Source organism: Psychrobacter sp. TPE 89C, from assembly GCF_055522395.1.
Window position 1 is genome coordinate 52,713 of sequence record NZ_JBVFXW010000005.1, and the last position, 24,124, is coordinate 76,836.

22 protein-coding genes and 1 other RNA gene are annotated in these 24,124 nt (G+C 43.0%); 15 read left to right on the top strand and 8 right to left on the bottom strand.

The genetic code is table 11. From position 1 onward, the window contains the following. Positions 1 to 406 precede the first annotated feature (406 nt). The 6 genes from ACZW67_RS03095 (at position 407) to adk (ending at position 7,374) form a co-directional block, all read left to right on the top strand. Positions 407 to 1,738, top strand: a complete 1,332-nt coding sequence (locus ACZW67_RS03095) for a DUF445 domain-containing protein (RefSeq protein WP_197099958.1) — start codon at positions 407 to 409, stop codon at positions 1,736 to 1,738. Positions 1,739 to 1,971: 233 nt separating this feature from the next. Beyond that, positions 1,972 to 4,002, top strand: coding sequence for a heme lyase CcmF/NrfE family subunit (locus tag ACZW67_RS03100; protein ID WP_465182116.1), 2,031 nt, complete (start codon positions 1,972 to 1,974; stop codon positions 4,000 to 4,002). Then, entirely contained in the window at positions 4,002 to 4,661 is a 660-nt protein-coding gene (locus ACZW67_RS03105; protein ID WP_465182117.1) for a DsbE family thiol:disulfide interchange protein, read from the top strand. Before ACZW67_RS03100 ends, ACZW67_RS03105 begins: the two co-directional genes overlap by 1 nt. Positions 4,662 to 4,726: 65 nt before the next feature. Then, complete coding sequence (locus ACZW67_RS03110; RefSeq protein ID WP_465182143.1) at positions 4,727 to 5,221, top strand: cytochrome c-type biogenesis protein; 495 nt, start codon at positions 4,727 to 4,729, stop codon at positions 5,219 to 5,221. Further along, positions 5,218 to 6,498: a c-type cytochrome biogenesis protein CcmI gene (gene ccmI / locus ACZW67_RS03115; RefSeq protein WP_465182118.1), complete on the top strand. Its 1,281-nt coding sequence runs from the start codon at positions 5,218 to 5,220 to the stop codon at positions 6,496 to 6,498. The genes ACZW67_RS03110 and ccmI overlap by 4 nt, the downstream gene beginning before the upstream one ends. 219 nt (positions 6,499 to 6,717) lie before the next feature. Further along, a complete protein-coding gene (gene adk / locus ACZW67_RS03120) occupies positions 6,718 to 7,374 on the top strand; it encodes an adenylate kinase (RefSeq protein WP_110922605.1) in 657 nt (218 codons plus the stop codon). A gap of 234 nt (positions 7,375 to 7,608) precedes the next feature. Here the strand turns inward: adk and secB are convergent, their stop codons facing one another. From secB to rsgA, 4 genes are all read right to left on the bottom strand, one after another. Next, positions 7,609 to 8,061, bottom strand: a complete 453-nt coding sequence (gene secB / locus ACZW67_RS03125) for a protein-export chaperone SecB (RefSeq protein WP_110922606.1) — start codon at positions 8,059 to 8,061, stop codon at positions 7,609 to 7,611. A gap of 183 nt (positions 8,062 to 8,244) precedes the next feature. After that, positions 8,245 to 8,508 carry a glutaredoxin 3 gene (gene grxC, locus ACZW67_RS03130; RefSeq protein WP_110922607.1) on the bottom strand — a complete coding sequence of 88 codons (264 nt, stop codon included), beginning with the start codon at positions 8,506 to 8,508 and terminating at the stop codon, positions 8,245 to 8,247. Between the two features lie 276 nt (positions 8,509 to 8,784). Further along, positions 8,785 to 9,240 (bottom strand): rhodanese-like domain-containing protein, encoded by a 456-nt coding sequence (locus ACZW67_RS03135; RefSeq protein ID WP_465182119.1) that lies wholly within the window; start codon positions 9,238 to 9,240, stop codon positions 8,785 to 8,787. Between the two features lie 142 nt (positions 9,241 to 9,382). Beyond that, positions 9,383 to 10,486, bottom strand: coding sequence for a ribosome small subunit-dependent GTPase A (gene rsgA, locus ACZW67_RS03140; protein ID WP_465182120.1), 1,104 nt, complete (start codon positions 10,484 to 10,486; stop codon positions 9,383 to 9,385). Positions 10,487 to 10,714: 228 nt separating this feature from the next. Here rsgA and orn point away from each other — a divergent pair, with 228 nt between their 5' ends. Together orn and ACZW67_RS03150 are read left to right on the top strand one after the other, a co-directional pair. After that, positions 10,715 to 11,302, top strand: coding sequence for an oligoribonuclease (orn, locus tag ACZW67_RS03145; RefSeq protein ID WP_201550260.1), 588 nt, complete (start codon positions 10,715 to 10,717; stop codon positions 11,300 to 11,302). A 95-nt stretch (positions 11,303 to 11,397) separates the two neighbouring features. Continuing rightward, positions 11,398 to 12,312 carry a WG repeat-containing protein gene (locus ACZW67_RS03150; RefSeq protein WP_465182121.1) on the top strand — a complete coding sequence of 305 codons (915 nt, stop codon included), beginning with the start codon at positions 11,398 to 11,400 and terminating at the stop codon, positions 12,310 to 12,312. Between the two features lie 87 nt (positions 12,313 to 12,399). Here ACZW67_RS03150 and ACZW67_RS03155 read toward each other — a convergent pair whose 3' ends face one another. Both ACZW67_RS03155 and ACZW67_RS03160 read right to left on the bottom strand, forming a co-directional pair. Next, a complete protein-coding gene (locus ACZW67_RS03155) occupies positions 12,400 to 13,254 on the bottom strand; it encodes a UDP-2,3-diacylglucosamine diphosphatase (RefSeq protein WP_465182122.1) in 855 nt (284 codons plus the stop codon). A 102-nt stretch (positions 13,255 to 13,356) separates the two neighbouring features. Continuing rightward, positions 13,357 to 13,872, bottom strand: a complete 516-nt coding sequence (locus tag ACZW67_RS03160) for a peptidylprolyl isomerase (RefSeq protein WP_110922612.1) — start codon at positions 13,870 to 13,872, stop codon at positions 13,357 to 13,359. Positions 13,873 to 14,145: 273 nt separating this feature from the next. Between ACZW67_RS03160 and ACZW67_RS03165 the strand changes: the two genes are divergently transcribed. The 5 genes from ACZW67_RS03165 to ACZW67_RS03185 all read left to right on the top strand — a co-directional run bounded on the left by ACZW67_RS03165 (position 14,146) and on the right by ACZW67_RS03185 (position 20,288). After that, positions 14,146 to 15,885, top strand: coding sequence for a glutamine--tRNA ligase/YqeY domain fusion protein (locus tag ACZW67_RS03165; protein WP_465182123.1), 1,740 nt, complete (start codon positions 14,146 to 14,148; stop codon positions 15,883 to 15,885). A 451-nt stretch (positions 15,886 to 16,336) separates the two neighbouring features. Next, a complete protein-coding gene (locus ACZW67_RS03170; RefSeq protein WP_465182144.1) occupies positions 16,337 to 17,068 on the top strand; it encodes a phospholipase D family protein in 732 nt (243 codons plus the stop codon). Positions 17,069 to 17,285: 217 nt separating this feature from the next. Beyond that, positions 17,286 to 17,924, top strand: a complete 639-nt coding sequence (locus ACZW67_RS03175; protein ID WP_465182124.1) for a peroxiredoxin — start codon at positions 17,286 to 17,288, stop codon at positions 17,922 to 17,924. 244 nt (positions 17,925 to 18,168) lie between these two features. Continuing rightward, positions 18,169 to 18,831: a glutathione S-transferase family protein gene (locus tag ACZW67_RS03180; protein WP_465182125.1), complete on the top strand. Its 663-nt coding sequence runs from the start codon at positions 18,169 to 18,171 to the stop codon at positions 18,829 to 18,831. Between the two features lie 440 nt (positions 18,832 to 19,271). Next, positions 19,272 to 20,288 (top strand): META domain-containing protein, encoded by a 1,017-nt coding sequence (locus ACZW67_RS03185; protein ID WP_465182126.1) that lies wholly within the window; start codon positions 19,272 to 19,274, stop codon positions 20,286 to 20,288. A gap of 99 nt (positions 20,289 to 20,387) precedes the next feature. Here the strand turns inward: ACZW67_RS03185 and ruvC are convergent, their stop codons facing one another. Beyond that, complete coding sequence (ruvC, locus tag ACZW67_RS03190; protein WP_045446965.1) at positions 20,388 to 20,972, bottom strand: crossover junction endodeoxyribonuclease RuvC; 585 nt, start codon at positions 20,970 to 20,972, stop codon at positions 20,388 to 20,390. Between the two features lie 258 nt (positions 20,973 to 21,230). Here ruvC and ACZW67_RS03195 point away from each other — a divergent pair, with 258 nt between their 5' ends. Further along, positions 21,231 to 21,854, top strand: coding sequence for an FxsA family protein (locus tag ACZW67_RS03195; protein WP_197099972.1), 624 nt, complete (start codon positions 21,231 to 21,233; stop codon positions 21,852 to 21,854). A gap of 138 nt (positions 21,855 to 21,992) precedes the next feature. On the opposite strand, the gene ssrS is transcribed toward ACZW67_RS03195, so the two are convergent. After that, positions 21,993 to 22,188: non-coding RNA, 6S RNA (gene ssrS / locus ACZW67_RS03200), on the bottom strand. 245 nt (positions 22,189 to 22,433) lie between these two features. Between ssrS and gpmI the strand changes: the two genes are divergently transcribed. Then, entirely contained in the window at positions 22,434 to 24,092 is a 1,659-nt protein-coding gene (gene gpmI / locus ACZW67_RS03205) for a 2,3-bisphosphoglycerate-independent phosphoglycerate mutase (RefSeq protein ID WP_465182127.1), read from the top strand. Positions 24,093 to 24,124 lie beyond the last annotated feature (32 nt).

The window sequence follows — 24,124 nt, forward strand, 5'->3', positions numbered from 1 at the left end:
GGTGAGCAAAAAGGATAATATAAAGAATTTCAAACACATAAGAGATATGGTTGGAAATGATGACATATACAATCTGTCTATAGATATTCGTTGTCACTTAATCACAAATTATAACAGAACAAACGCGAGGACGCAGTACTTCGCTGTTGGTTTTGTCTTTATTATTGGCACATCAATGATAGCTTATATTTCTGCGTTTTCCATCTGATGTGAACGATAAAACGTGTCATGTCTGGTCACAACTTGGCTAGGGTCTACGTGTGCTAATGGATAGCAAGTATGCTAAAATCAGGCGGTTTATTTTATAGTCATAATTATGGGTAGAGCGTGTGTTTGTGCAGCGTTCTAATGTGCTAACGGTATGTTATTAGCAACGACAATCAACCTGTCAGGGACAAGATAAGTCATGGACACAACTTCATTGTGGCAGGCGATAGCTGAGCACCCAGAGTTCTTTGCCATGCTAACCATTCCGCCGGTAACGGCATTCGTTACTTGGATACATGTGTGGATGGCGCTCAAAATGCTGTTTTATCCGGTTAAGTTTTGGGGTATTCGTATTCCTAACTTTCCGTTTTTTGGGTTGCCAGGTATTGGCTGGCAAGGTATCGTGCCGCGCAAAGCTGGCAAGATATCAGGTGTCATCGTTGATCAGACGCTGTCAAAACTGGGCTCGCTTGATGAGTTCTTTCAGGCGATGGAACCTGAGCAGATGGCCGTCTTTATCACTGATACAGTCGATAAAAACCTTGAGGCACTGATTGATGAAATTATGCTGGATCATTCGCCTGCGCTGTGGGGCAATCTACCTTATGCGTTAAAGCGTCGTGTCTATGCCCAAGCACACCAAGAGCTGCCCAATATTATGCAGTCGTTGGTGACAGACTTGACCCATAATGTCGAAGATTTGGTTGATATGCGTAAGATGATCGTCAACACGATGGAGGGTGATCGTCGGTTGATGGTTAATATGTTTTTAAAGGTAGGCCAAAAAGAGATCGATTTTATTTGGCATATCAGTGCCTTGATTGGTTTGATTTTCGGTCTTATCCAAATGTTCATATTTTTGGTAGTGCCGCAGCATTGGACAGTGCCGTTTTTTGCAGCAATTTGGGGCTTTCTCACCAATTGGATTGCTATTTGGATGGTGTTCAATCCGGTCGAGCCACACTTTATCCCCTATGTTAAGTTTTTTACTGTACAGAGCCATTTCCCATTTATAAAACCACAGATACCGCGTATTGATCGATACCGTCTACAAGGTGGCTTTATGAAACGTCAGGAGGAAGTCTCTGAGGTTTTTGCTGAGATTGTGGTAAAGGATTTGGTCACGCTTGAAAACATCATGAATGAGATGATGTATGGCGACCGTGCTGTGCAAACGCGTGAGCTGATGAAGTCACATTTATATAAAGTGCTAGAGTCGCCGGTGATTAGTACGACGTTGCGCGTGGGATTGGGTCGCCGTGAGTATGGTCAATTAAAAAACACGATTATAGATAAGTCGATTGTCGCAACGATGGTGCCACTACGTGATCCTGAGCTGAATGAGAGCCGAGCGAGCAAGATATTTGGGCTGTTTCGTGATCGTATTCGTGCATTGACGCCAAATGAGTTTCAAAATTTATTGCGTCCCGCTTTTCGTGAAGACGAAATGACGCTGATTGTATTGGGTGGTCTGACGGGATTTTTGGCTGGTTGGCTGCACCTTATTTTGGTCTTTTTTCCATCGACTTAACCAGATATTAAATTTTATGCGCTTTATACACATCGCATACAGAGTGGATACAAAAACGTGACAAGTTGGCGCTAATGTACCATGCTGTAAGCGTCTCAAGCTGCAAGGGCTAGTGACGCTCACCATCGCACTCATAAATATAGCAGTCACAAATACTGGATGCTTATAACGTCTTAACATTCTAATCCCTCAAATAAACTATGACCGTATCAAGGTAAACAAGGTTAGACCGTATGTTAATCACAGAATTGGGTTATTTTGCCTTGCTCGCCGCCTTTATGTTGGCGATTTTGCAGGTAGTATTACCGACCATCGGTATCATGCGCGACCACGTTGCATGGCAGCGTCTAGCGCCAAGTTTGGCATGGGCACAGTTTGCCGCAATGATTACCTCATTTGCCGCGCTGATGGCAGGCTTTTATTACAATGACTTTAGCCTCGTCTATGTCACTCAGCATTCTAATACTCTGTTGCCTTGGTACTATAAGTTATCAGCAACGTGGGGCGGACACGAGGGTTCATTGCTGCTTTGGATGACCATTATGGCCACTTGGTGTGCGCTGGTCTCTTATTTCAGCCGTGGTCTACCATTGTCTATGCGTGCGCGAGTATTGGTGATATTAGCTGGCGTGCAGATGATGATGCTAGCGATGCTTATCTTTACTTCATCGCCATTTGACCGTACATTGCCTAATTTACCTGTTGATGGTGCGGATCTAAATCCTGTACTACAAGATTTTGGCTTGATTATTCATCCACCGATGCTTTATATGGGCTATGTGGGTTTAGTCGTGCCATTTGCTTTTTGTATGGCGGCATTGTGGGAAGGTCGTTTAGATGCGGTATGGACACGCTGGTCGCGTCCATGGGCGCTAGCTGCTTGGGGCTTTTTGACCGTGGGTATCGCACTAGGCTCATGGTGGGCTTATTATGAGCTTGGCTGGGGTGGTTGGTGGTTCTGGGATCCAGTAGAGAATGCGTCACTGATGCCATGGTTGGCAGGTACGGCATTGCTACATTCGCTTGCTGTTACCGAAAAGCGCGGTGTGTTCAAAGCATGGACTATTATGCTAGCGATTTTTGCCTTTGCACTCAGCTTGCTGGGCACATTCCTTGTGCGCTCAGGTGTTATTACCTCTGTGCATTCGTTTGCTGCTGATCCAACTCGTGGTCTTGTCATCTTGGTGATTCTTGGTGTGATTATCGGTGGTGGCCTGTTGATGTTTGCTGTACGCGGCTGGCGCTTGACGGTCGAAAGTCAGTATCAGTTGATTTCACGTGAGTCGTTCTTAGTTATTAATAACGTCATTCTTTTGATTTCGACGTTGGTCGTACTGCTCGGCACGCTATATCCTATTATCGCTGATTCCTTTAATTTAGGACAAGTCTCTGTCGGCCCTCCGTATTTTAATGCGCTATTCGTCCCATTAACTTGGTTGATATTAGTCGCGATGGGCATGGGCTCCAATATTCGCTGGAAAAAAGACAGCCGTCCACTATTGGGTGCCGGCATGGTGATTGCGGCAAGTAGTGTTGTATTAGCAGCAGTTATCACGTATTTCACTAGCCCGTCTGCGATGCTCAATATTGGCGTCACATTGGCAGTCAGTTTTTGGGTGCTGTTCTGGATGGTGGTGGATTTCAAAGACAAAACCAAAAATGCCCCGAGTTTCTTTAAGGGATTACGTCAATTACGTCTGAGCTATTGGGGTCAACAGACCGCTCACGTTGGTGTGATTGTGGCGGTTATTGGTATTGCCTTTACCAGCACGTTGAGTATCGAGCGGGATGTCGCGCTTGGACCAAATGACAGCGTTCATGTCCAAGGCTATGACTTTACCGTTAAAGGCTTTAGTGAAGTAAAAGGCAGTAACTTTGATGCGACACAAGCTGAAGTTGAGATAACCAAAGACGGTCAGGCGGTGACGACACTGTACCCTGACAAACGTAATTACATCATCAGCATGATGCCAATGACAGAAGCGGCTATTGATGCCAGTCTAATGCGTGATGTCTACGTAGCACTTGGCGAACCTATCGCAGAAGATAGTAATGAGTGGGCTTTCCGTATCTACGTCAAACCGCTTATCCGTTGGATATGGCTTGGTGCTTTGATTATGGCATTTGGTGCATTGCTCAGCATGCTGGATCACCGTTATCGTATTAAGAAAACCAAAACGCCTGCGCAAATTGCGGCAAACAAATCAGGCTTTACGACAGTGGCCGATTTGGATTCTCCAGCAATAAAGATGGGGGATAAGTAATGAGCACATCAAACCATTCCTCTGACCCAAGTCCGAAAAAAGACAAGGCAAGCAACACAAAAACCATGAACAAAAAACAGCTTAAATTGTGGTTTGTTATTCCGTTAATTGTATTCCTTGGTTTTGTCATCATGTTATATATGCGTCTGGGTAAACCAACGGATATCGTTACCAATACGGCACTTGAGCGCCCAGTACCAACATTTGAGCTGCCGCTATTATCAGACACTAGCCGCATCATGACCAATGAGAATTTACCTGATAAGCCCTTTCTAATGAATATTTGGGGCTCTTGGTGTCCAACTTGTATCATTGAACACCCGTTTTTAATGCAATTAGAAGAGCGCGGTGTCAATTTGGTCGGTGTCAATTATAAAGACGATATTGGCGATGCGTTAGGGTACTTAAATCGAGGTGGTGATCCGTTCTCGATGTCCATTCAGGATTTGTCTGGTCAGTTTGCATTGGACTTGGGTTTGACGGGTGCGCCTGAGACTTTCATCGTCGATGGTGAGGGTATTATTCGTCAGCATATTATCGGTGAGATCAATGAAAGCAATTGGCAAAGTCGTATCACGCCTTGTTTGATGGTACTTAATGAAGCCAATGATAAAAACATCAGTCCAGAGCTGAGTCAGGTTCAGGAGGCGTGTCAATGATCGCTTATCAAATAAAGAAGGCGACGCTACAGTTAGCAGGCTTTATCATTGCTTGTCTCTTAAGTATGAGCAGTTATGCTGCAATTGAGGTCTATGACTTTGATTCTCCGCAGCAAGAAGCTCAGTATCGTGGTCTCATTGAAGAGTTTCGGTGCCCCAAATGTCAAAACCAAAACTTAGCAGGCTCTGATGCACCAATCGCTCAAGACTTAAAGCAAAAAACGTATGATCTGATAAAAGATGGTCGTAGTGATGGTGAAATTCGCGCTTATATGCAGGAGCGTTATGGCGACTTTATTAGTTACAAGCCGCCTGTACGTCCATCAACGTGGATTTTATGGTTTTTTCCGCCATTATTGCTCATCATTTTGGTTGCAGGTTGGTTTTGGCAAAGCAAACGACGTCAGCTTGTGGCTAGCGGGGAGAGTGGGATGACAGTAAATAATACTGCTACGGCGCTATCTTCTGCCGAAAAAGCTGAACTTGATCGCTTGTTATCACGTGCTGAGAGCGATGATAAGAAAGATCATGACATCACAAGTCTCGAGGACAAAAAATGACCATATTCTCTACTGTGGGCTTATTTATTGCTCTAAGCTTACTTACAGCCTTAATACTTGCTGTTATTACTATCATACCGTGGTTAAGATCGCCTCGTTCACAAGAAAAACAAGTAGACAATCAGCTATTAGATATCAACGTTGCGGTGTTCCGCGAGCGTTTAGCAGAATTAAAAACCGATAAAGACAGTGGCACTATTGACGACACTCACTATGAGAATCAAAAGCTTGAGCTTGAGCGTCAGCTGTTAGATGCTCAGCGTGAAGTCACACCGATGGTCACGCCTGGCGTTAAGAGTCGCCTGATTATTATCGTTTGGGTTCCTGTATTGTCGGCTTTGGCGTATGTTATGGTCGGTGACCGTACCCCTGTGTTTGAGCTGTGGGCAGCCGAAGACAAGGTCAGCCAAGTCGCTGATGACTTACTGACTGGTAAGATTGATCAGCCACCAGCTTGGGCAATCGAAGATGGTCAGCAGCTGATTAGTGCTATGCAGACCAATGTCTATCGCCATGCCGATGACCCTAATCGCTGGATGCGCCTATCGGAGCTTTTCTTATCATTAGAAGCGACCGATTCGGCACTAGAGGCTTTGTCACGTGCTTATCGTTTAACACCAGACAATGAAGAAATCGCGACTACCTACGCACAGATTAGCTTTTTTGCTAATAAAGGCCAGTTAGATTCTAATACTCGTCGAGTGTTAGAGGGCGTATTGGCTAAAAATCCTGCGCATGAAGGCGCGCAAATGCTCATGGCAATGGGTGAGGCACGCAGTAGTAATTTTGATCAAGCACAAGGCTGGATTAGACGTCTACGCGAGAGTATTTCTGCCAAGCCTGGCGACCATACCCAAGCGCTATCGAGTTTGGATGAGTTAAGTGCCAGTGTGAGTGCTCAGAAGCAGCAAGCATCTGAAGGCGTCGAAGTCACCGTGAAAGTGAATGCAAGTCTATTGCCGTTGGTTAAGGCTGACGATGTACTGTTTGTGGCGATACGTGATGTGAAAGGTGGTCCACCATTTGCAGCCAAGCGGTTACCAATTAGCGTCATTAAACAAGGTGAAGCCAATATTAGCCTAAGTGATTTGGATGCTATGATGCCTGAACGTACTTTGAAGTCTGCTCGAGACGAGAAGGTTCAGTTAGCGGTCATCGCACGCATCAGTCATAGCGGTACTGCTAGTGCTGAGTCAGGTGACTTGTCAGGCAATCCAGTCGTGATTGGCCCTGAACAAACTGAGGTCAACGTAGACATCAATCAGCAAATCCCTTAGTTGACTATCTGTTGCTGTCAGCCCCTATGACACAAGCGCTGTTGTCCAACACAGCAGCGCACAACAGCGTTATATGAACAGGTAAGTCATCGCAACTTATCACCCCAAATAATTAAAATACTTGAGCTTTGCAGGGCCACAAGGTAAGGTAGCCTTGCAAACAACCAATCCCAACGTTGTATTAGTCCCAAAATCCTATTTATTAAGGAGAAACGTGTAATGATGCGTATTATTTTGCTAGGTCCACCAGGCGCCGGTAAAGGTACCCAAGCCCAGTTCATTTCGAAAGAATATGATATCCCGCAAATCTCAACTGGCGATATGCTGCGTGCAGCAATCAAAGAGGGTAGCGAACTTGGCAAAAAAGCCAAAGACATCATGAATGCGGGTGGCTTGGTTTCTGATGACCTTATCATTAACCTAGTGAAAGAACGTATCGCTAAGCCTGATTGTGTCAACGGTTGTATCTTTGATGGTTTCCCACGTACGATTCCACAAGCTCAAGCGCTTGCAGATGCTGACGTTGCGATCAACCATGTGGTTGAAATCAGCGTTCCTGATGATGAAATCGTCAACCGTCTGTCTGGTCGCCGCCAGCATCCAGGCTCAGGTCGCGTTTATCACGTCCATCACAATCCACCTAAGCAAGACGGTCTTGATGATGTGACTGGCGAAGCGTTAATCCAGCGTGAAGATGATAAAGAATCTACGATTCGCGATCGCCTAGCGACTTATCATGAGCAAACATCTGCACTTGTTGGTTTTTATCAAGACAAAGCTAGCAAAGGTGCTGATGCACCTAAGTATGATAAGTTTGATGGTACTCAAGGTATCGATGATGTGAAGCAACAAATTTTGTCTGCACTAAAAGGCTAATTATCAATTTTAGCTAACTGATATAGTCATTAAAGACCCTGTTTAATAGCAGGGTTTTTTTATGGCTAATGATCTTGTATCTGATGGTTTTATATCTCACGAATCTATTTTTCGTAATGGCCTGTTTATTTAGAATTAAAAAGAACCCACAAAAAAACCGTTCACTCATCATAAGTAAACGGCCTTTTTATCAAAATATGTGACTGATAAAGCTCGCATATTTCTGATTAAAGCTTAGGCATTACCTTCAGCACCAACTTGTGCTTGCTGCTGGCTTTGTGCATAAGCTTGATCAAAGTTTACAGGTGCTAGTAGCAATTGTGGGAAACTACCACGTGTCACGATGTCACTGATGACTTCACGAGCGTATGGGAATAGCACGTTAGGGCAATATGCACCCAAGATTTGACCGATTTGGTCTTCTGGAATGTCTTTTAATAAGAAAATACCCGCTTGATGAACTTCAGCGATAAAGGCTGCTTCATCAGCATTTTTAGCCGTAACGCTCACGGTCAAAATGATTTGATAATGATCATCATCAAGCTTTTCAGCATTGCTAGATAGGTTAATATCAAGCTCTGGGTTCCACTCTTTGGTGAATACACCAGCGCCTGGCACTTCAAGTGACATGTCTTTTACATAGATGCGTTCTAGTGCCAATTGTGGTTGTGCTTGTTCGTCAGCCATGGTAATTCCTCTAAAATTGAATCAAATAATTGGGAAAATGGTCATTTTAATCAAAGTTCATTGTAATATAAATCGAGACTGAATCTCGACATTTTTATCAATACTTTTTATTGCTAGTCTTGAACCTACCTCTTTCTCTCTATCTTTGTATAAGCTGAGGTGGGTTCAAAAACAGGCAGCAGATTAACCCGCTAATAGCTCGTCAAGTTTGCCTTGTTGGTTCATCTGATTGAGCTCGTCGAAACCACCGACAAAGGTATCACCAACGAATATTTGTGGCACAGTACGATAGTTATTGGTTTTTTTCATCAATGCTTGGCGCTCTTCGCTACTGATGTCATGCATGCCAATCTCTTCATAAGCAACGCCCTTTGTTTTTAGCAGTTGTTTGGCGTTTGAACAGTATGGACAGATAGGGGTCGTGTAGACTTTAACAGATACGGTCATGATGAATCCTTATTTATTGGTTTAGAAGGTAAACGTTTTATTGTAATCCGATACCAGTACATAAATTGATATTAAAAATATATTTGGCGATGCTCATTATTAAAGTGGGGATGAGCATATCAAATTCAAGATGCTGGAGCATAAAAGCGCTGAGGGTAGCATAAATATCACAAACAAAAAGACACCTATCAATAAGGTGTCTTTTTTTGAGCATATCAATTAGATGTTAATTGTTGCTCGCTGAGCATTTTTCTAACTAAATAGTCATAAACTTTACTACTTATGCAAACTCGGCTTGGCTTTACCTTTGTTCTTCGGCTTGACATCTTTTACACCAACCAATGGCATGCCAGCGCCTTGCCAGCCACCAACACCACCTTCTAAACGGTAGACGTCATCTTTACCGATCATCTGAATCGCAGCGCCTGCTTGCACACCCATGTCACATATAATAATGACTGGTTGCTCAATGGCACGAATTTCTTCTATACGGTCTTTGAGATCAGTGAAAGGTATGTTGCGGCTACCTTGGATATAACCTGACTCAAACTTCTTTTTGGCACGAATATCGATCAGCTGCGCACTTTGCGAGTTAACCATCATACCAAGGGTATTAGGCGATATTTTTCTGCCGCTACGTTTGTTTTCAATAGCAAAAAACAGTATGGCAAGTACGGCCAATATACCAAATAAAAACGGGTGGTTGCCCACAAAATCCAGCGCACGATCCAAACCATACCTCCAAAAAATAAGTGTTCTATTAAGCCGAGAAGCCAGCCCAACGATATTGAACAAGGCGCTATTATACCGATTAGACCATCCATAGTAAACGTGCGATGGTCAACCTAGTGATGAACGATTAGTAAGGCCACGATTAATAAGGTTTAGTATCGGCCTCTTCTCTAAGGGTCACGAGGTTTTCGACACGGCGCTGTAACACCTCACCATCGGCCACGGCTTGCCATAATGCACAACCTTTGCTGTTGTGAGTATGACGACAGTCACGGAACTGACAGTAGCCTGCTAGTGGTGCAAGCTCAACAAAGCCCGAGATGATATCATCTGGACTCAAATGCCAAATACCATATTCACGGATACCAGGCGTATCAACGATGCCACCTTGGGTCAAGTCGTCTGGGTTAAACGGTAATAAGCGGCTGGTGGTGGTCGTATGCTGACCGAGCTTCGAGTTTTCAGAGATGATGTTTACCACTTGACCCGATTCTGGCAGTAGCGCATTGATTAAACTGCTTTTACCAACACCAGACTGTCCCGCAAAGATAACCAGTTTTTTGTCTATGTAGCGTTTTAGCTCGTCCAGTCCTTCTTGCTCATTACTGTCAGCGACGTTTTCAGGACAATCTACTGAGGTTAAGACGCTTTCATACCCAAGTGCTGCATATTGTGCCAATAGCTCATTGGTATCGACGCCGTTTTCTTGCGCCAGTAAATCGGCTTTATTCAGCACCAATAATGGCTTTACGTCAGCAAGATGACAAACCACTAGATAGCGATCAATCAGTGTGGGTGCAGCAGCAGGCAGTGGTGCAAAGACAATGGCCAAAATATCAACGTTGGCAGCGACAGGTTTAAGCTTATGATAGCGGTCAGGTCGAGAGACCAGCGAGGTGCGTGGTTTGACGGACTCGATACGGCCAAATCCAGTATTGGAGTCGGCGTTCCAGCGCACTTGGTCACCAGCGGCTAGCATCGGCAAATTGGTACGTACATGACAACGCCAAATATCACCCAACTCAAGCGTTTGCCAAAATGGCTCAGGATCATCAGGCCCAATCTCTGGCTGCTCAGGTATCACAGCAGGCAAGCTGGTGACTTGCACCTCTAGTTGCTTACCGTAATGCGCCATGACCACGCCATCCATCAAACTGTCATCGATGCTGTCTTGACTTAACAATTGCTGCTTGTCGATGCGACGAATCTGCTGTTTGGTCAGTTTGCGTTGCCGGATTAATGCCATGGGTTTGAACCTATTAAAAAAATATTGCTAAGTGTAGCGTGAAAATTTGCTAACATACAGCCTAAAGCGCCTATACCAGACGGTGGTTTTGTAATGTTTTAAGTTTTTGAGACGTTATGAATCCGTCAGCGCAATATAATATCATTTGAGCATGACCATTTATAGGTGGTTTATTTAGTTCACATTGCCCCAAAGTTGTTCCAAGCTTTATTGACCATAGGACAAAATATGAGTACCGATGACCATCCCAATAAAATCAAAATCAGAAACCAAGGCAAAAAAGGGCTGGTATGGATTGACCTAGAAATGACAGGTCTTGATACCGTCAATGACGAGATTATCGAGATTGCCACTGTCGTCACTGACGAAGATTTGAATGTATTGGCAGAAGGCCCTGTGTTTGCCATTAAGGTATCTGATCAAGTCTTAAATAAGATGGATGATTGGAATACTAAGCAGCATGGCCAGTCAGGATTGGTCGACCGTGTGCGTCGAAGTACGGTGACATTGGCAGAAGCTGAAGCTGAGACCATTAAGTTTTTAAATAAATGGGTCGATAGTGGCAAGTCTCCAATGTGTGGCAACTCAATCTGTCAAGACCGTCGCTTTATGGCACGCCAAATGCCAGAGCTTGAGCGCTTCTTTCATTATCGTAACCTCGATGTGTCATCTATCAAAGAGCTTTGCTTCCGCTGGCGACCTGATATCTTAAGAAACTTTGAAAAAGGCGGCAGTCATTTAGCTCTAGATGATATCCGTGACTCTATCCGTGAGCTAAAGCACTATCGTCAGCATTTCTTTAAATTGATGGATTAGAAGTAGAAAGTTTGCTAGCTTTTGTAGGTTACATCTAATCTGTCCCGTTTAGAGTAAAAGCTTACTTAGTAGCTATTAATAATTATGAGAAGCTGATGGACGTTAAATCTATATTGATAAAAATAGCTATTATTTCAAGTATATTATCTCCAGAGCTTTCTTACAGTAGTAGCGATTTATTAAGAGATAACCTTGATACTACTACGCAAGAAAATAGTAGTATCAATATTGTTGGAACCAGTAAAGATAAGACCGAGCTAGATAATATCAGAAATAAGATTCTTTCTACTTCTCGGTATAGCTTCGTTGGTAATTTTTCAGAGGATTTAGCCGCTGTAGAACGAAATGATAAGTATGGTTTCATTAATACTGATGGCAAAGAGGTCGTACCATTACAATATGACCTAATCGGTATCGGAGGTTTTAAAAGAGGTTTGATAGCTGTTCAGAAGAATCATAAATGGGGCTTTATTAACAATTCTGGTCAGGAAGTTGTTGAACTAAAGTATCAAGATACTTGGAGCTTTGAAGAAGATATAACTGGCGTTAAGAAGGATGATAAATGGGGTTTTATTGATACTAATGGAGAAGTATTTGTCCCATTCCAGTACGAGCACGCTGGTTACTTCGCAGGAGGTCTTGTACCTGTTAGTAAGAATAATAAGCATGGCTATATAGATGATACAGGTCAGACAGTTATTGAATTACAATATGATTGGGCTTATGTCTTTAATGAAGGTTTAGCAGGTATCGAAATAGATGGAAAGGCTGGCTTTATAAATACTATGGGTCAAGTTGTTATACCCCTCATATATGATAGTGCTTGGGCCTTCTCTAAAGGTCTAGCGCCTGTTAAGAAAGACGGTAAATGGGGGTATGTTAATACAGAAGGTAACGTTGTTATACCTTTTAAATATGATTATGCAGATATATTCTCAATGGGCGTGGGTATAGTCAAATTAAACGGCGAAGAATTGAGAGTTAATCGACAAGGTCAAATCGTTGACTGATTTTAAATTTTTTTAAATAGAGTTATAGGCTACGCCTTACGCACCGATTTTATAGAGTCTAATTTTCAGTGGTGCACGGGTTTCACTCTACACTGAATATCTAAACTCAAACAATCCAAACTCAGTATCATTATTACTAAAGCTGTCATTTGTATATTCGGTGCTTGTCACTGCACCAATAACGGCACTGACTTTCGGCTGGCGTGTTTCTTTATCTAGTAGTCGCCAGTCACCTAAGACATAACGCATTTTATCATTGGCAGTTTGATGAATATCTGGGCGATGCGTGTGTCCATGTAGTAGGGCATCACTATCAGCCATCACTGTACTGACCGCGTCTGAATTGACATCCATGATATGAGTGGCTTTATTGGCGTTATTTCTTTGACTCTTCTGTCGCATTTTATCTGCAATTGCCAAGCGTTTTTCTAGTGATTTATTGAGTAAATACCACTGGGTTAAACGGTTGCGCATTACTTTTCGAAAGAACTGATACTTTTTATCATCGGTACAGAGCGCATCGCCATGCTCTAATCGGTAATTTTGCTGTCCGACGTTTAGGGTGTATGGCTCATAAATAAGCTCACCACCGAATAAATTACAGAATGGTTGATCTAAGAGAAAATCACGATTGCCATGCATTACCAAAATCTCACAGCCAGCCACTCGCAGTGCTTTTAACTTCACGATAAGCGGGGTGAGCCAATGGGTCTGGCGTTCATCCTCCAACAAAGACAAATAAACATCATCACCCAGCCATACTTCGAACCAATCACCCAAGATAAACAGGCGTTTGAGAGCAGGTAAGGCAAGGCAATCATCAAGCAGCGCCAAAAAAGCCTGCACTAAGGCAGGCTCTTCAGGCGATAAATGCAAATCGCTAATCAAAACTTGCCGCACCTCATGAGGGCGGGTCGTGATTAAATGATTAAAATTTTGCATTTATCTTTATCCTCGTGACTTATCAGAATGCTTTCTTAAAAAGTTATTCTAATAAGTGCTTATTGAGTAAATATGACTACTTAGCCTGCTAATGAGAAACAATTACTGAGTAATGATGGTCGCTGAGTTGATAACGACTGGCTCTTTTGGTACATCAGCATGCATGCCGAAACGACCAGTAGGAACGCTTTTCATTTTTTCAATAACATCCATGCCGCTTGTGACTTTACCAAATACAGTATAGCCCCAACCTTGCATGTTTTTGCCAGTGTGGTTTAGGAAATCGTTGTCTTTTACGTTTACGAAAAACTGGCTAGTTGCTGAATGCGGATCTTGCGTACGCGCCATCGCAATCGTACCTTTATCATTCTTTAGACCGTTGTCTGCTTCGTTTTCAACTGGAGCATTGGTTGGCTTTTCGTTCATTTCAGCGTCCATTCCGCCGCCTTGAATCATAAAACCATCAATGATGCGATGAAAAATAGTACCGTCATACTGACCCGATTTTACATAGTTCAAAAAGTTTTCTACGGTTTTTGGTGCTTTTTCTTCATTGAGTTCGATAACGATCGCACCCATACTGGTGTCTAGTTCTACTACTGGTGGCATGTCTACCATGGGGTATTCCTCTTTGGTCGCAGCGCCTTAAATGACGCTGTCAAGTGGTGGGTAAAAAGCTGGTTAATAAAAAGTCATGGGTAGTCTAACGGCTTTTTTAGTCTGTGTCATGTATCAGGCTGTTAATGCGTTCGCAAAAGCTGATAGAATAACGCAACTTTAACTTTTTATTATCATTTTTGATAACCTGTTTTTAATAGTTTGGTTTGAATTTTCCATGATGTGTGATGGCATGCATCATGAACTGACAATTTGCGTTAGGAGCAATACCCGATGAGTGAGAACTCAAGCAATAATGCACAAAAAGACGAACACAAAAACGACTTTATTCGTAATATTATTCGTGACGATATCAAAGCGCAAAAACAGCAACAGATTGTGACGCGTTTTCCGCCTGAGCCAAACGGCTATCTGCATTTGGGTCATGTAAAATCTATTTGTTTAAACTTTGGTGTGGCCAAAGAGTTCGACGGTGTGTGTAACCTGCGTTTTGATGACACCAATCCAACGGCAGAAAAGCAAGATTTCATCGACAATATCGAAAACGATGTGAAGTGGCTAGGATTTGAGTGGTCAGGTGAAGCGCACCATGCGTCAGGTTACTTTGATCAGTTGCATGCATGGGCAGTACAGTTGATTGAACAAGGTGATGCATATGTTGACTTGCAATCGCCTGAACAGATGAAAGAAAACCGTGGCTCATTCAATGAGGCAGGCACGCCGTCTCCACAGCGTGACGCCAGTGTTGAAGAAAACCTAGCACTATTCAATGATATGAAAGACGGCAAGTATACTGAAGGCAAAGCCGTTTTACGTGCCAAGATTGATATGGCAAGCCCAAACATGAACATGCGTGACCCTGTCATCTACCGCGTCATGCATCAAGCGCATCACCAAACAGGGGATAAATGGTGCATCTATCCTATGTACGATTTTGCCCATCCGCTCTCTGATGCGCTCGAAGGGATTACTCACTCACTATGTACACTAGAGTTTGAAGACCATCGCCCGTTCTATGATTGGGTCATCGAAAAAGTTGGCTTTGCCACGCCGCCGCACCAGTACGAGTTCAGCCGCTTGAATGTGGACCATACGTTGACCAGTAAACGCAAACTTAAGCAGTTGGTTGATGAAAGCATCGTTAGTGGTTGGGATGATCCACGTATGCCGACGGTCGCTGGTATGCGTCGCCGTGGTTATACGCCAGAGGGTTTACGTGACTTCTGTGAACGTGTGGGCGTGACGAAAGTAGATAGCGTGGTTGATTTTCGCTTATTAGAATTTAGTATTCGTCAGTCGTTAGAGACGACGACTGCCCGTGGTATGGCAGTACTCAAGCCATTAAAAGTGACCATCACTAACTTTGCAGAAGCGGTCAGCAGCTGGGACTCTCTAAAAGCCGATAGCGTCAACGCGCGTTTTGATGATGCCGCACAAACTTTATGGTTGACTCAGCCGAACCATCCCAATGTCGATATGGGTGAGCGTGAAATCCCATTCACTGAGACGATATATATCGATCAAGGCGATTACGAGATTGAGCCGCCAGCAGGTTATAAGCGTTTGTCACCAGAAAAGCCAGAAATCCGCTTGCGTAATACCTATGTGTTGGCAGTGACTGAGCATATTACGGATGAAGCGGGCAATGTGGTCGAACTAAAAGCCACCATTGATCCGACTACTTTGGGTCAAAATCCCGAAGGCCGTAAGGTTAAGGGTGTCATTCACTGGGTATCGGCCAGTCAAGGCGTTCCAGCAACCGTGCGTATGTATGAGCAGCTATTTAGTGTTGAAGACCCAAGCAGCGTTGCTGACGTCCATCAAGTATTGAATCCTAACTCGTTGACTGAACTCAATGCTGTGGTTGAGCCATCACTTGCCAATGCTGATGCTGGCACGCGTTTTCAGTTTGAGCGTGAAGGTTACTTTATCTCTGATAGCGAAGACCACAGCACGGATAAACCAGTCTTTAACCAAATCGTTAGCTTACGTGATAGCTATAAACCTGCTTAATACATAACGAGCAATGCAAACAACGTTTGTTTTGAGACAATACTGAATAATAGTAGTTTGCAATCCAGCCCATTTCTAGTACGCTAGGGATGGGCTTTTTTGTGCATCTGTAAAGTTGAGTATCGTAATATTTGAGGAAATGAAAATGGCAAAGTTTTTGAACAGTAGTGGTACGACTTATCATTTAGAAGAGTTGATTAAAAATGCCTCTGAGAGATAAGGGTCTGTTGAACATTCAAATATTAGGGCTGCTGATTGTTAAAATTGCACCAAACTAGGCGCAAGCCGACGATAATGTCGAGACCTTAGCTAGGCTTGCAACAACGTTTGGAGTGATTTTAGCATCAGCCTTTCAGGGCAGTACTCTTTTTTGCCAATCTATGGCGAAATTGTTTAACCTAGAATGACTAGGCATCAAAAATTTCACTGCATATTGTCTAAAAAATAGTAACTGCCAGCACCACATTTTAATGTTCAACAGGTCCTAATTATTATTAGTCCGTATCTCAAGCTTAATGAGCGTATTAAAGAGTTATTAGAAGACCGTAACCGTCTGAAAATCGACATTCGAATTGTCTATGGTAAAAATGATCTACACCCTGAAGAAATAAATTGGCTCAAAAACTTAACCTTTATTCGTACCAGTTTTTGCAAAAATTTGCATGCGAAATGCTATCCGAATGAAAATGAGTGCATCATTACCAGTTTGAATCTGTATGAGTTTAGCCAAGTCAATAATAATGAAATGGGCGTGCTGATTTATCGTAATGAAGACAGTAAGCTTTATGCCGACACTTATGAAGAAGCTCAGCGCATCATCCGAATCAGTGACGAAGTGAGAATGTCGCTTGAAAAAGTAACTGAAATTGAATCTGGAACGGATGCTAGCACTGATAAAAAATCCGCGTCTAGTCATACGACAGTGAATACTAACGCTAATACAACGGCAAAACCTACCACAGAAGCGGCGACGCCGAATTACTCTAGATTGACGACTGCCAAGCTTGCTAAAGAACTGGGGTTTAAAACTCAGGCGTTAAATGATAAGTTGTTGGCAGCCGGTTATTTAGAAGCGCAAGATGGTGAGCTAGTATTGACTGATGCTGGACGAGCAGCTGGTGGTACTAGCAAAAAGGGCAAGTTTGGTGAATTTTTCTTGTGGGATGCAGGGATGGTCATCTAGTTGACCCTCTAGAAATGTATGGGTTTATTTATTGCCAAATAGAATAAGCGCATTACAATCCGTCACAAGACATTCATAACCAGTTTGTTAAGATAAAGTCAGTTTTTACTGAGGCGCTCTGTGTTATATTTGATCACGGAGCACGTCGATGATAATAATAGAGCGCGAGGCCGACGTGTCGATATAAGCGTTCATCAACATAGCTAAGGAATAGAGCATGGCACATTTACGTTTAGGCGATACCGCACCAAATTTTGACGCTACAACCACAGAGGGTGACATCAATTTCCACGAGTGGGCAGGCGATCATTGGGTGGTGTTTTTTTCGCATCCAGCTGATTTTACCCCAGTATGTACCACTGAGCTTGGTCGCGCCGCTGCCCTTAATGGCGAGTTCCAAAAGCGCAATGTCAAGCCGATTTGTATCTCTGTCGATAGCTTAGAAGACCACAAAGCATGGGCGAGTGATATCGGTGAGATCCAAGGGACAGAGATGAATTTCCCAATCATCGCTGACCCAAATAAAGAAGTCGCTGAATTGTATGACATGATGCATCCAAATGCCGATAGCACTCACACTGTACGTAGCGTATTTATTATTGATCCAAACAAAAAAATTCGTCTAACCTTAACGTATCCTGCAAGCTGTGGTCGTAACTTTGATGAAATTCTTCGCGTTATCGATGCTCTGCAACTGTCTGACGAATATAGTATCGCGACGCCAGTAGACTGGAAAGACGGTGATGATGTGATTATTCCACCAAGTGTGAAAAACGAAGACATTGCTGCCAAATACCCTAAAGGTTATACAGAGGTGAAGCCATATCTACGCACTACACCTGCACCAAATAAGTAAGTTGAACGAACTTGCCCTATAGTGATAAACATTAAGCCCTGTAACGTAACGTTATGGGGCTTTTTGCTACTCATATAACAAGCAGCGTTGGGTTTAGCAGTTCGCTGACTATATGATGGAAAAAGAACCATATATTATGTCTAGGTAATATCGTCTTTGAATGATATATTTTTAATGAGCGTTATCTACTATAAAAACCAACCGCATTCATTCGCTTTTCAATCCATAGTTTAAGGAGTTTGCCATGAAAAAACTATACGTCACCCGTACTGCACCGAATCCACGCAAAGCACTTATCTTATTAGCATCTAAAGGCATCGATGTTGATGACATGGACGATATTGATGTTATTGATATTGACTTTGCTGCTAATGAGCAGAATTCAGATGAGTTCACTGCAATGAATCCGATGCGTACTGTGCCAGTGCTCAAGTTGGGTGATGGTACGATACTTAATGATTCACAGGCCGTGTGCGAATACCTCGACCGCGTCTATGGTGAGCGCTCTGTGATGGGTAATGATGTCATACAACGTGCACAAGTTTGTTCTATGCGCCGCATCGCAGAGTTTGAAGTTTTATATAACTTCATGTTGGCATTCCAGCACAGTAATCCCGCGAAAGCCCAACGTGTTGAACAAGTACCAGAGTTTGTTGCCCCATCTATCGCACGAGGGGTCAAAACACTCGCTTATTTTGAAAACATACTAGAAGGCCGTGAGTATTTGGTCGGTGAGCAATTGAGTTTTGCAGATATCGTGCTCTATTTAGGTCTAGATTTTGGTAAAGTGCTCAAAGTTGATCCTAATGAGCAAGGTGAAAATCTTGCCCGTTTTTATCACATGATGAATGAGCGTTTTAGTATCAAAAACATGGCAAAAGCCAAGCCTACTCATAAAGAAGACTGAAACAAACACTAAGAATTAAAAATCATTTATAATCAGCGGTCTTAGGTAGTTGATAGTAATGTCAATTGCCTAAGACTATTTTTATGGATGTATGGCAAGTAAGAATAACCCGTAAAACAGTAGTTATACCAAACCCAAGAAGTACGATTAGCTGCGTCAAACTCGTTTAGTCTACAATGCGTAGTACTTGCACCTGTTTTCCTTGCTACTCTAATTTTTGTGAATGGTATTACTATGACTACATAAAATTAAACACTTTGTTACAACCGCTATAGTCATCAGCGCTATAGTGGTGAAATCATTACGCTTTTTGTGTTAGATACGGTTCGCCATCTGACCCTAAAATTCGTAATTTAGCCTCAAAGAGTTGATGGTTTAAAGCTTAGTTCTGCAAAAAGGATAATCACGATGCATGTGAATGGCCAAAAGGTATGATTGTTATGACATCGTTTGTTAAGAAACAGCCTGTTCGTTTGGGGTCGCTACCTCGTTCGGTATTGCTACTAAGTATGCTAGCCATCAGTTTGGCATTAAGTGCTTGCCATGGACCTTCTGACGAAAATGAGGGGCCAGATGATACAGATGTAGCTGCTAGTGAAGTAGGTGATACAGCTGTTGATAGTGATACTGTTAATCAAGATGCTATTAATACCGATGCTATTAATACCGATGCGATGGCCAGCGAGGTGATAGCCGATAAGATGAGTGTTGAAGATGTAATGATTAGCAATCTCTCACGTTATCGTTGGACACTGATATCTGCAACGGACAGTCATGATCAGCCACTAGATATGTTAATGCAAATCACAGACCAAGTGCGCCTGTCACTCAACCAGTATCAAGGTCAAAATACCTTAAATTATAGTGTTGGTTGCAACACCATAAGTGCGGCTTATCAGTTACAAGGTTCTGCTTTAACCGTTGAAGATAGCATGAGCACTAAAATGTCCTGTGGCGATCTTAATAAGGCTGAAGACAACTTAAGTACGTTGATGCAAGGTGATAGCGAACTGGTATTGGCGATGGCTAACAATGCTAGCGTTGACAGTCTCAAAAGTGATATACCAATATTGACACAGACTATTAGTGATGCCGCTACTTTAGTTTGGCAAGGAAAGCTGACCCCACAAGCCAGATATAGTAGTAAGGGCGAGGCTGTATTTTGGGCAGTAAGTGCAGACATGGTACCGTGTGCTGATAATAACCCACAGATGTGTTTACGAGTGAAGCCCGTTACTTATAACAGTCAAGGTATTAAAATCAATGAAGGTAAATGGCGCGTATTTATTGGTGAAATCGATGGTTATCAGCATGATGGCCAGCATGAAGAAGTATTACGTCTACAGCGCTATCGATTAGACGGCAGCGATACGGCAGAGGATGATACTTCCAACACATCAGATGAAGAATATGCTTATGTATTGGATGCAGTCATTGAAAGTTCAGTAGTAGAATAGATTCATTCATTATCGTTATGAATATATGGAGTCAATGATTCAAAAAACACGCGTCCATATGAAGCGTGTTTTTTTATGGTTGTATAACAGACTCTGTATTTAACGCAAATTGCCTAAGTCTTCTTCCGTTAAGCGCCAACGGCCTTTCTTTTTAGAAGCACCGCGTCCACGCATAGCGCTATTCAATATCAGTTTGTTCATTGAATGGCTTGAGTGAGCATGACAGATGGCGCAGGCGAGTCCATCAGCAGCATCCTGTTGTGGTACCACATCGAGAGACAAGATACGGCAGACCATCTCTTGCACCTGCTCTTTTGCTGCAGCACCATAGCCGCAGACAGCTTGCTTTATTTGGCGGGCAGTATATTCTGATACTTCTAGGTCCAGTGCTACCATGGCAGCAATCGCCGCACCTCGTGCCTGACCAAGCTTAAGCGCAGAGTCTGGATTTTCAGCCATAAACACCTGCTCAATAGCTGTATAGATAGGCTCGTCTGCATATTTTAAATGATGCTGGGTGATTCGTGTCAGACCATTAAAAATACGCTTAAGTCGTTCAGGCATCTCTTTGGTATCCGTACGAATAGTACCTGCATCGATATAAGTCAGTTTGTCGCCGGTTTGTTGAACAATCCCATAACCCGTCATGCGTGAGCCTGGATCAATCCCGATAATAATGGCCATAATATCCCGTCTTGCTTACATTTTATTTTATATTCAATCCTATATAAATCGGATAGGGTGTCAGACTCGCTCAGCCTACTCTCGTAGCACTTTTACTTACCGTCCTTGTATCCAAATTATATTGTACCGACTATATGGCTTAAAAATTAGCCGTAAGTTTGATAGTATAGCAATCAATCCCCATATACATCATATGTTAGCCATCTTAATTTGCATGGCGCTCAATTTATTGGTTTTTATTTTATAGGACGACACTTTATGGGTCAGATAGTTGGTATTGCCATCGTTTGGTTTATTATCGAGATGCTGCTTTGGTATTTGCTTGCTCAGTTTATGAGTGGTTGGTGGGTGTTTATGTGGTTTATCATTGCCGCCGTCATCGGTATCTCACTGTTGCGTAAAGGAATGGCAGCACTGAATCCAATGGCACAGCAAATGAAAGCTGGTGGAATGACGAATCCGTCGATGCGTCCGCAAGAGTCGACCATGATTAAAAGTGTCGCGATGGCAGCAGCGGGTGTTTTACTGCTCATACCAGGGGTGCTCAGTGATTTGCTCGCATTATTGGTCGTATTGCCACCAGTACAGAAAAAACTTAAAGACTTTGCCAATAACTATGTCATGAACAATCAGCAAAAAATGATGGAAATGATGGCAAAGCAGATGGGTGGCCAAATGGGCGGCGGTCAAAATCCGTTTGGTGGTATGGGTGGTCAAAATCCATTCGGCGGAGCAGGCGGCACGAACGGTCAAAACCCATTTGGTCAGCAACAACAAAACCCGTTCGGCGATGTGTTCAAACAGCACACGACTGTGGACGGCACAGCAAAAAATATTCCTAAAGATGTGAAAAAAATCACAAAATCAGCCAATGATGAATAGTGTATCGTCTATAGACTAGGAATACAGAAAAAGTCATAAAAAAAGCCCCTTTCGTCGATGACAAAAGGGGCTTTTTGTTGGTTGTAACCGTATTATCGTAAACTCATTTGTTATGAATAAAACGGTCAATAACCGAATGAAACAACCGAAGTGCCGCTGTAAGATGGTGACCCATGAACCGTGAAGTTCAGGGCGGATGCGTCATCATCTCTGCAGGTTTCCTGATACACCGCAAGCGGTGCAGGCATACACAATGAGATGATAGGTACCACATCCTGGTAAAGCATTATCGGCTCAGGGAATAAACATCTACTAGCCAACACTTCAGAATATAATTATCTTAACCAATGAGTTGAACGATTGCAAGTACGATTTACAGATTGATACGTAGGGTTGATGATTACAAGATTCATGTCGAGTTTTAACCCTTTTTTGAAAGACGCAAGAGCATACTAGGCGCTTAATTACTAGTTAAAAATAGCGATTTTTCAGCTATTTTGAGATGTGTGTTAATATAGAGGGCTTTAAACATCCTAGTACAGCATCATAGGCGTTCATTCACTTGAGGAGCGGTAATTCATGACCCATAATCACCAACAATCAGAATTTATCAACGATAGTCAGGCTCAACTCAATAATAAAAAAGACAGCGATAACAATAAAAAAACACCGCATGTCTTAATGATATTAGATGGTTTTGGGCATCGTGAAGACGATAAGGACAACGCAATTGCTGCTGCCGATATGCCAAATCTTGATAAGATTTATCAGCAGTATTCACACGGATTGATATCTGCTTCAGGAGAAGACGTTGGTTTGCCAGACGGTCAATTTGGCAACTCAGAAGTTGGGCATATGAACTTGGGTGCTGGCCGTGTTCTTTATCAAGATTCAACTCGTATTTCAAGTGAAGTGAGTAATCGTGAGTTTTATAAAAACGAAGCACTAGTAAATGCCGTAAAAGCGGCAAATGAGCTTGGTGGCAACGTGCATATTATGGGGCTGTTGTCGGACGGTGGTGTACATTCGCACCAAGATCATATCGAGGCGATGTGCCATTCAGCACTTGTCCATGGTGCCAAAAACGTCTTTGTGCATTGCTTTTTAGATGGCCGTGATACACCGCCAAAGTCTGCTGATAAATACATCAATCGTTTACGTACGCATATCGGTAAGCTCAATGAGCATTATGAAGGTGGTCGAGTACAGATTGCGAGTATTATCGGTCGTTATTATGCGATGGATCGTGACAATCGTTGGGATCGCGTACAAAAGGCCTATGAGCTTATCACGGAAGGTAAGGCTGATCGCTTGTCGACCCGAGCTGACGGTGCTGTACAAGCCGCTTATAAAGCACGTGAGACAGATGAGTTTATCAGTCCTACGACTGTGATTGGACGTGATGAAGTGCCATACACGGTCGATGACAATGATGCCTTAATTTTTATGAATTTCCGTTCTGACCGTGCCCGTGAACTTGCACAAGCCTTTGTACTACCGGATCATGAGTTTTCTGGGTTTGCACGTAATAAACAACCTAGATTGGCAGCTTTTGTGATGCTGACCAAATATTCAGACATTTTAGCGGATAACTCAAAAACCAGTATTGCGTATTATCCAACATCATTGACTAATACTCTTGGTGAATATCTGCAAGATCAAGGTAAGACACAGCTGCGTATCGCAGAGACCGAAAAATACGCTCACGTGACATTTTTCTTTAGTGGTGGCCGTGAGGATGAATACAACGGTGAGACACGTATCTTAGTCCCTTCTCCAAATGTGGCCACTTATGATTTGCAGCCTGAAATGAGTGCGCCTGAAGTGACAGATAAGTTGGTAGAAGCGATTGAATCTGGTAAATATGACGTATTGGTCGTGAACTATGCCAATGGGGATATGGTTGGACACACGGGTATATTCAATGCTGCTGTACAAGCGGTAGAGGCGTTAGACGTATGTGTGGGTCGTGTGGCGACGGCAGTGCGAGCAGCTGGAGGTGATATGTTAATCACGGCCGATCATGGTAACTGTGAGCAGATGCAGGACTATGACAGCGGTCAAGTACATACTCAACATACCACTGAGCTGGTACCTTTTATTTATGTTGGTGACAAAAAGTTAAAAGTGCGTCATGGCGGTAAACTAAGCGATATCGCACCGACTATTTTGGCACTGATGAATATTGAAGCACCACTTGAAATGACGGGTGAAAGCTTGTTATTACCAGTATCGTAATTGATAATTAAAAGATTTTAGCCTTCGTATTC

Excerpts from the sequence above, each read along its gene's own strand:
- ccmI (WP_465182118.1), top strand. The coding sequence starts at position 5,218 with ATGACCATATTCTCTACTGTGGGCTTATTTATTGCTCTAAGCTTACTT.
- ACZW67_RS03110 (WP_465182143.1), top strand. The coding sequence starts at position 4,727 with ATGAGCAGTTATGCTGCAATTGAGGTCTATGACTTTGATTCTCCGCAG.
- grxC (WP_110922607.1), bottom strand. The coding sequence starts at position 8,508 with ATGACCGTATCTGTTAAAGTCTACACGACCCCTATCTGTCCATACTGT.
- orn (WP_201550260.1), top strand. The coding sequence starts at position 10,715 with ATGAGTACCGATGACCATCCCAATAAAATCAAAATCAGAAACCAAGGC.
- ruvC (WP_045446965.1), bottom strand. The coding sequence starts at position 20,972 with ATGGCCATTATTATCGGGATTGATCCAGGCTCACGCATGACGGGTTAT.
- ACZW67_RS03100 (WP_465182116.1), top strand. The coding sequence starts at position 1,972 with ATGTTAATCACAGAATTGGGTTATTTTGCCTTGCTCGCCGCCTTTATG.
- ACZW67_RS03150 (WP_465182121.1), top strand. The coding sequence starts at position 11,398 with ATGGACGTTAAATCTATATTGATAAAAATAGCTATTATTTCAAGTATA.
- adk (WP_110922605.1), top strand. The coding sequence starts at position 6,718 with ATGATGCGTATTATTTTGCTAGGTCCACCAGGCGCCGGTAAAGGTACC.
- ACZW67_RS03165 (WP_465182123.1), top strand. The coding sequence starts at position 14,146 with ATGAGTGAGAACTCAAGCAATAATGCACAAAAAGACGAACACAAAAAC.
- ACZW67_RS03155 (WP_465182122.1), bottom strand. The coding sequence starts at position 13,254 with ATGCAAAATTTTAATCATTTAATCACGACCCGCCCTCATGAGGTGCGG.
- gpmI (WP_465182127.1), top strand. The coding sequence starts at position 22,434 with ATGACCCATAATCACCAACAATCAGAATTTATCAACGATAGTCAGGCT.
- ACZW67_RS03175 (WP_465182124.1), top strand. The coding sequence starts at position 17,286 with ATGGCACATTTACGTTTAGGCGATACCGCACCAAATTTTGACGCTACA.
- ACZW67_RS03180 (WP_465182125.1), top strand. The coding sequence starts at position 18,169 with ATGAAAAAACTATACGTCACCCGTACTGCACCGAATCCACGCAAAGCA.
- ACZW67_RS03160 (WP_110922612.1), bottom strand. The coding sequence starts at position 13,872 with ATGGTAGACATGCCACCAGTAGTAGAACTAGACACCAGTATGGGTGCG.
- ACZW67_RS03105 (WP_465182117.1), top strand. The coding sequence starts at position 4,002 with ATGAGCACATCAAACCATTCCTCTGACCCAAGTCCGAAAAAAGACAAG.
- secB (WP_110922606.1), bottom strand. The coding sequence starts at position 8,061 with ATGGCTGACGAACAAGCACAACCACAATTGGCACTAGAACGCATCTAT.
- rsgA (WP_465182120.1), bottom strand. The coding sequence starts at position 10,486 with ATGGCATTAATCCGGCAACGCAAACTGACCAAACAGCAGATTCGTCGC.
- ACZW67_RS03185 (WP_465182126.1), top strand. The coding sequence starts at position 19,272 with ATGACATCGTTTGTTAAGAAACAGCCTGTTCGTTTGGGGTCGCTACCT.
- ACZW67_RS03195 (WP_197099972.1), top strand. The coding sequence starts at position 21,231 with ATGGGTCAGATAGTTGGTATTGCCATCGTTTGGTTTATTATCGAGATG.
- ACZW67_RS03095 (WP_197099958.1), top strand. The coding sequence starts at position 407 with ATGGACACAACTTCATTGTGGCAGGCGATAGCTGAGCACCCAGAGTTC.